The organism is Bacteroidota bacterium, from assembly GCA_037133915.1.
Lineage (GTDB): Bacteria > Bacteroidota > Bacteroidia > Bacteroidales > CAIWKO01 > JBAXND01.
In genome coordinates this window covers 49,934-55,933 of sequence record JBAXND010000026.1, presented here as the reverse complement: position 1 = coordinate 55,933, position 6,000 = coordinate 49,934, and the positions used below count along the sequence as shown (strand labels likewise).

5 protein-coding genes are annotated in these 6,000 nt (G+C 41.3%); 3 read left to right on the top strand and 2 right to left on the bottom strand.

Annotated features, from left to right (window positions below):
* The first annotated feature begins 123 nt into the window (after positions 1-123).
* Positions 124-501, top strand: coding sequence for a hypothetical protein (locus tag WCM76_10150; protein MEI6765993.1), 378 nt, complete (start codon positions 124-126; stop codon positions 499-501).
* Between the two features lie 31 nt (positions 502-532).
* Here WCM76_10150 and WCM76_10145 read toward each other — a convergent pair whose 3' ends face one another.
* Positions 533-937, bottom strand: coding sequence for an SET domain-containing protein (locus WCM76_10145; protein MEI6765992.1), 405 nt, complete (start codon positions 935-937; stop codon positions 533-535).
* 107 nt (positions 938-1,044) lie between these two features.
* Positions 1,045-2,412 (bottom strand): hypothetical protein, encoded by a 1,368-nt coding sequence (locus tag WCM76_10140; protein MEI6765991.1) that lies wholly within the window; start codon positions 2,410-2,412, stop codon positions 1,045-1,047.
* 310 nt (positions 2,413-2,722) lie between these two features.
* Between WCM76_10140 and WCM76_10135 the strand changes: the two genes are divergently transcribed.
* A complete protein-coding gene (locus tag WCM76_10135) occupies positions 2,723-5,089 on the top strand; it encodes a TonB-dependent receptor (protein MEI6765990.1) in 2,367 nt (788 codons plus the stop codon).
* A gap of 13 nt (positions 5,090-5,102) precedes the next feature.
* Complete coding sequence (locus WCM76_10130) at positions 5,103-5,975, top strand: DUF4249 domain-containing protein (protein ID MEI6765989.1); 873 nt, start codon at positions 5,103-5,105, stop codon at positions 5,973-5,975.
* Positions 5,976-6,000 lie beyond the last annotated feature (25 nt).

Here is a 6,000-nt window from a genome sequence, read left to right as displayed (position 1 = left end):
AGCCGGGCTTATGCTTCGGCTTCTTTCAAACTTTTACCGGACAACAGTGATTTTTAAATCATGTTTTTGTACATTTACGCAATATGTCCATTGTCCCTATCGGAAATACTCAACGAAAATACTATGGCTGTAAAAATATGCTATCATGAGGATATTAAAGTAGTTGAAACGGTTTATGTCGGACCGTTTCCTAAAGATGAACTGTTTAACTCCGTGACTCAAACACTCGAATTTGCACTGGAAAAGAATACCTTACTCTTGCTGGGCGACTGCAAAGGACTCAGCGATAACGGTTCATTGGTTGATATTTACAGCTTAGCAGAATACTATCTTACAATTTTCGAATCTCATAAATTCAAGGAAGCAATTATTTTGCCCGAGAATAAGGAAGCTGCGAAAAATCTGAAATTCTATGAAACTACCTGTATTAATCGAGGGTTCGATGTAAAGGTATTCAGCGACAGGGAAAGTGCTGTTTCCTGGCTAATTTCTGAAAATTGACCTGACTTCCGGCCTGAATGATTCCAGATCCTTATTTTCCCATCACCTGCCGCATGGTATTCCAATAACCTCTGCCGTAAGATACCAATATCTCCTCTCCTGCCGAAATATTGCGGGAGGCTTTAATAAAGGGTTCTCCGTTTACCAGCTCATATTTTGCATTGTTTCTCAAACCTTCAATACGGCACAAACCGGCCGCATCATTCGCATAACGCCCGTGCGCCGTTATTGTGTGCTGCGCATCAATGCATTTGTTTTTGGTGATAAATAAATAGTATCCGCCATAGCCCTCCTGCATGGAATTGCGTCGCTCACATTCTTTCCTGGAAATTTTTTCGCCATCGTATTTGACAATAAACTCACCCCTTTTAAAATCCCGCTCGGCCCATAATCCATCGCCCGCCATGGGTATCTGTGACTTTTTAATACTCAGCATTACTTTTTATTTAGATACGCAAAATTAGTAAACGCCAACGATATTGCCGCAATTATTCGATTCGTTTTTAAATTTTCGATACTAAAATACAGATGACCGGTAACGGCTCATTTCCTGAGATTCCCTTTGGAATCAACAAAAATTAACCAAATATCGCTTTCCCAGCTCGAAAAAGATTCGGAGTAGCCGATAATGGCAAAGCCTCCATCAGAAAGCGCCACAGCTGAAATACCGTAATCATTTTTCTTGCCGCCGAATGTTTTCTGCCAGCTCATTACACCATTTGACATTACTCTTACGATATACATATCAGATTCTCCCGAACCCGATGATTCAGTACTTCCAACGAGCAAAAAGCCACCGTCCTTCACTTTTACAATGCGCGAGAGCTCTTCGTTCTGTGCACCACCATACACCTTTGACCAAAGCACCTTGCCTGTGGCATCCAGTTTAAACAACCACATATCGCTTCCACCGGCACCCATGGAGCTCGTGGTTCCGCCAATCACAAAATTATCATTCGGCAGGCTTACCATGGCAACACCATAGTCCCAACCGGCACCCCCATAATTCTTTTCAGAAGTTTTTTTTCCGGTTTTATCCAGCTTCATCAGGTTTAGTTCCCAGCCCTTATCAACAGTATTTACGGTACTGAGCGCATACCATCCTCCTTTAGCAAAAGGTGCAATATCAGCCCCTAAATCTTCATTGGCACTGCCGTAATTCTGCTGCCACAACAGCTTACCGTCTTTATCTACTTTTATAATGTAGATGTCGTCTTTGGTCGCTCCCGATACATCTTTGTCATTACCAAATGACGACGACTGCCCTATCACCGTATATCCGCCATCGGCATCCTGAATCACCGAATTGCCATAGTCCAGAAAATTGCCTCCGTAATTGAACTGCCACAATATAGTACCCGAAGTATCAATTTTTATCAGATAGATATTTTCACTGATGGCGTTGAAATTTCCGGTACTCCCACAAATCAGTAACTTATTATCTTTTGTTTTAATAATGCGGCTTGCATAATCGGGGGCTTTTCCGCCATAGGTTTTTTCCCATCGCTTTTTGCCTGATTTATTTGTTTTAATAAGGTAAATGTCGTCTTCACCGCTCCCATATGAATTGGTCCGCCCCAGAATATAGAAACTGCCATCATCGTATTGTAAAATGTCGCGGGCTTCTTCTCCATTATCACCACCAAAGGTATATCCACTGGCCTTTTCGGGTGATGGAAGTTTATCTTTTACTTTCTTAATCCATGCGGAAAGGTCATTTTTTGCGGGACAATCGCTGCATCGAACAGCAACCATCAAGGCACTCATAGCCATTTCGTAATCTTCTGCATTATAGGATGAAATTGCATCTTTACGTGCTTTTTCGTAACAGGCTTTTTGCGCGTCAACGGAGCTGATGCAAATGAACAATGCAACTGCAGCAATAATTATACTTGGAGTCCTGATGGTCATAAAAAAGAAATTCACACTTCCGGCATCAAAAAAATGCCGATTAAAAAACATCCCGAAATTACAATTATTACAAATGCATGCAGGAAAATTATGATAAAACAGGTCTTTTAATCACTGACATTAAAATTTATGGCATGTTTTTTAACAATTTACTTATACGACAAAGCCAACAATGATTGAAAATTGTACTTTAAACCCTGCTAATACAGCAATAATGAGCAATTATTTTCCGTTCATTACAGGCAAATCGAGAAAAAAAGAATAATTTCAACCTGATTTTTTTGCCACAAACTGACAAATTGACGCGATTATGACTCTATTCAAGCGAACGATACAAATCATTCTTCTTATTTCCTTTTTATTTCCGGCGACCTTGTTTGCACAAAAATTCACCGTCAGCGGATTTGTGAAAGATGCTGCCTCCGGCGAATACCTGATAGGCGCCAATGTGTATATCAAGGAAATGATGAAAGGCACTACTACAAATTCATACGGGTTTTATTCACTTACCGTGGATAAAGGCGATTACAATCTCGTAGTCAGCTTTATAGGCTATTCTGATTATACCGAAAAAGTAAATCTTAATAAAGACTATAAATTGAACGCCACGCTTTCAGAAAAGGTGGTAACAACAAAGGAAGTGGTTATCACCGGCGAAAAGGCAGACCAGAACACCCAGAGTACTCAGGTCGGAAAATTTGAGATTCCGGTTGACCGGATTAAAAAGCTACCGGCAATTTTTGGTGAAGTTGATATTATTAAAACAATTCAACTCACTCCCGGCATCCAGAATGCAGGCGAAGGCAATACGGGCTTTTATGTTCGCGGTGGCGGTCCCGACCAAAACCTGATTCTGCTTGATGAAGCCGTGGTATATAATGCTTCTCACCTGCTTGGTTTTTTCTCTGTATTCAATGCCGATGCACTTAAAAATGTTGAATTAACCAAGGCCGGAATGCCTGCCAATTATGGTGGACGACTTGCTTCCGTGCTTGATATTTCTATGAAAGACGGGAACAATAAAGATTTTAATGTTGACGGAGGCATAGGGCTCATTTCTTCGCGCCTTACCATACAAGGACCTATACAAAAAGAAAAGAGTTCCTTCATGGTGTCTGGAAGGCGCACCTATATTGACCTTATTATGAAACCCTTTGTTGGTGCCGATAATCCATTTAAAAAAGGCGGTTATTATTTTTACGACCTGAATGCTAAAGTCAATTACATTTTTTCGGATAGAGACCGCCTCTACCTGAGCGGCTACTTCGGGCGCGATGTATTCAATCTTGCCGGCAGCACTTCTTTTAAAAATACCATTGACTGGGGAAATGCAACTTTTTCACTTCGGTATAATCATCTGTTCAATGATAAGCTCTTCTCGAATACTACACTCATTTACAGCAATTATAAATTCAACCTTTCGGCTGCACAAAATCTTTATGAAATGAAGCTGATGTCGGGCATCACCGACTATAACGGCAAGATGGATTTCACATGGCTGCCTTCGATAAGACATACGTTTAAGTTCGGCGGTAATTATGTTTTTCATGTAATGCAGCCAAGCAATGCTTCAGCAAAATCGGGCGAAACAGTATTTGACCTCGGTGGCTCGGTTAAGCTATACAGTCATGAAGCCGCTGCCTACATCAGCGATGATTTTGACCTTACCGAAACCATAAAAATTAATGCCGGGCTTCGTTACACATTCTTTGCTCAGGCAGGTCCATTCACACGTTACCAGCAGGACAATTTTGGTCAGATCAATGATACGATATATTACAAGCCCAATGAGATTGTAAAAACATATAATCATATAGAACCAAGGGTTTCTGTGAAGTTCGGAATTAATTCCAAATCGTCTATTAAAGCAAGCTTCACGCAGAATTACCAGTATATTCACCTTGCCTCCTACGCTTCAGTATCGCTGCCCACGGATATCTGGGTTCCCAGTTCATCAATCGTAAAACCCCAGTTCGGAACACAGTACTCACTTGGTTATTTCCGGAATTTCCACAAAAATATGTGGGAAACTTCAGTTGAGTTCTATTACAAACAAATGAAAAATCAGATAGAATTCAAAGAGGGAAGCACCCCCGAAGATAATCTGAAGAATAATACCGACAACAACTTCACTTTTGGCAACGGAAAATCATATGGCGGTGAAGTTTTCATTAAGAAACGTACAGGTAAAACAACCGGATGGATTGGCTACACTCTTTCGTGGACCACGCGCAAATTTCCGGATATTAATCAGAGTAAAGAATACTACGCAAAGTACGACCGCCGCCATGATGTTTCTATTGTAATTACACAGGAAATCGGGAAACGGCTCTCAATTTCAGCGGTGTGGGTATATGCCACAGGCAATGCCATCACACTTCCGCTGTCACGGTATTTCCTTTCCGGAAATATCATCAATGAATACAGCGCGCGCAATGAATTCAGAATGCCGGCATATCACCGCCTGGACATCTCGGCTAACTATACATTTAAAACGAAAAAACGTTTTGAAAACAGTCTGAATTTATCTGTTTATAACGTCTACAGCAGAATGAACCCGTATTACATTTATTTTGAAACAACGGGCGACCTGACAAACTTCAATCTGCAAACGCAGGCGAAACAGGTTTCTCTGTTCCCGATCATACCATCAATTACATGGAATTTCAGTTATTAAAATGGAAACGAAAATGAAAAAAATATTTTTTCTCGCCCCGGTATTTATTATTGTGCTTTTGTCATCATGCACAAAAAATATAGACTTCACCTTGCCGAAAGTAGAACAGAAAATTGTTGTGGAAGGCTGGATTGAACAGAATCAGACAGCCACAGTAATAGTTACACGCAGCTCGCCCTATTTCGACCCTATTGATTCAGCATCATTGATCCATAGTATTGTAACGGATGCTGTAGTAAAAGTAAGTGACGGAACGAACACTGAAACGTTGATTCTCACTGTCAGCCCAACGATGTATCCGTTCATTATGTATCAGGGCAGCACATTAAAAGGCGTGGTTGGCAAAACATATACGCTCACGGTTGAAGCCGACGGAAAGACTTACACGGCGCATACCAGCATCCCCGAAGTGGTATATCTCGACAGCGTTTGGTTTGCGCCAGACCCAAGCCATGGCGACAGTCTGGGTTTTGTGAATGCTACCGGTTTTGATAACGGCGCTACCACGGATTATTACCGCATTTTCACCAAGCGGCTTCATAAAGACCAAGGGTTTGTACCCATCTCAGGCTCTGTATGGGACGATAAATTTTTTAACGGACAGAAATTTAATTTTACGCTTTATCGCGGCTCGGCAAGCAATTTAACTCAGGATAGTATCGGACGCGGAGGCTCTCATTTCAGTGTTGGAGATACCGTAATATCGCGCCTTTGCCACATAGATGTGGAAAGCTACCTTTTCTGGCGCAGTGCCGAACGGGAAATAATGGGAGGTGCGAATCCATTTTCATCAACAACTACCATTCCGACTAATATTGATAACGGAGGATTGGGAATCTGGTGGGGATTTGGAGCAAGCTATGATACGGTAATTTGCAGGAAGTAATAACTATAAAGTAAGAATTATAATC

Bases quoted from the DNA above. Each gene is read 5' to 3' on its own strand.
- WCM76_10140 (MEI6765991.1), bottom strand. From the start codon at position 2,412: ATGACCATCAGGACTCCAAGTATAATTATTGCTGCAGTTGCATTGTTC.
- WCM76_10135 (MEI6765990.1), top strand. From the start codon at position 2,723: ATGACTCTATTCAAGCGAACGATACAAATCATTCTTCTTATTTCCTTT.
- WCM76_10150 (MEI6765993.1), top strand. From the start codon at position 124: ATGGCTGTAAAAATATGCTATCATGAGGATATTAAAGTAGTTGAAACG.
- WCM76_10130 (MEI6765989.1), top strand. From the start codon at position 5,103: ATGAAAAAAATATTTTTTCTCGCCCCGGTATTTATTATTGTGCTTTTG.
- WCM76_10145 (MEI6765992.1), bottom strand. From the start codon at position 937: ATGCTGAGTATTAAAAAGTCACAGATACCCATGGCGGGCGATGGATTA.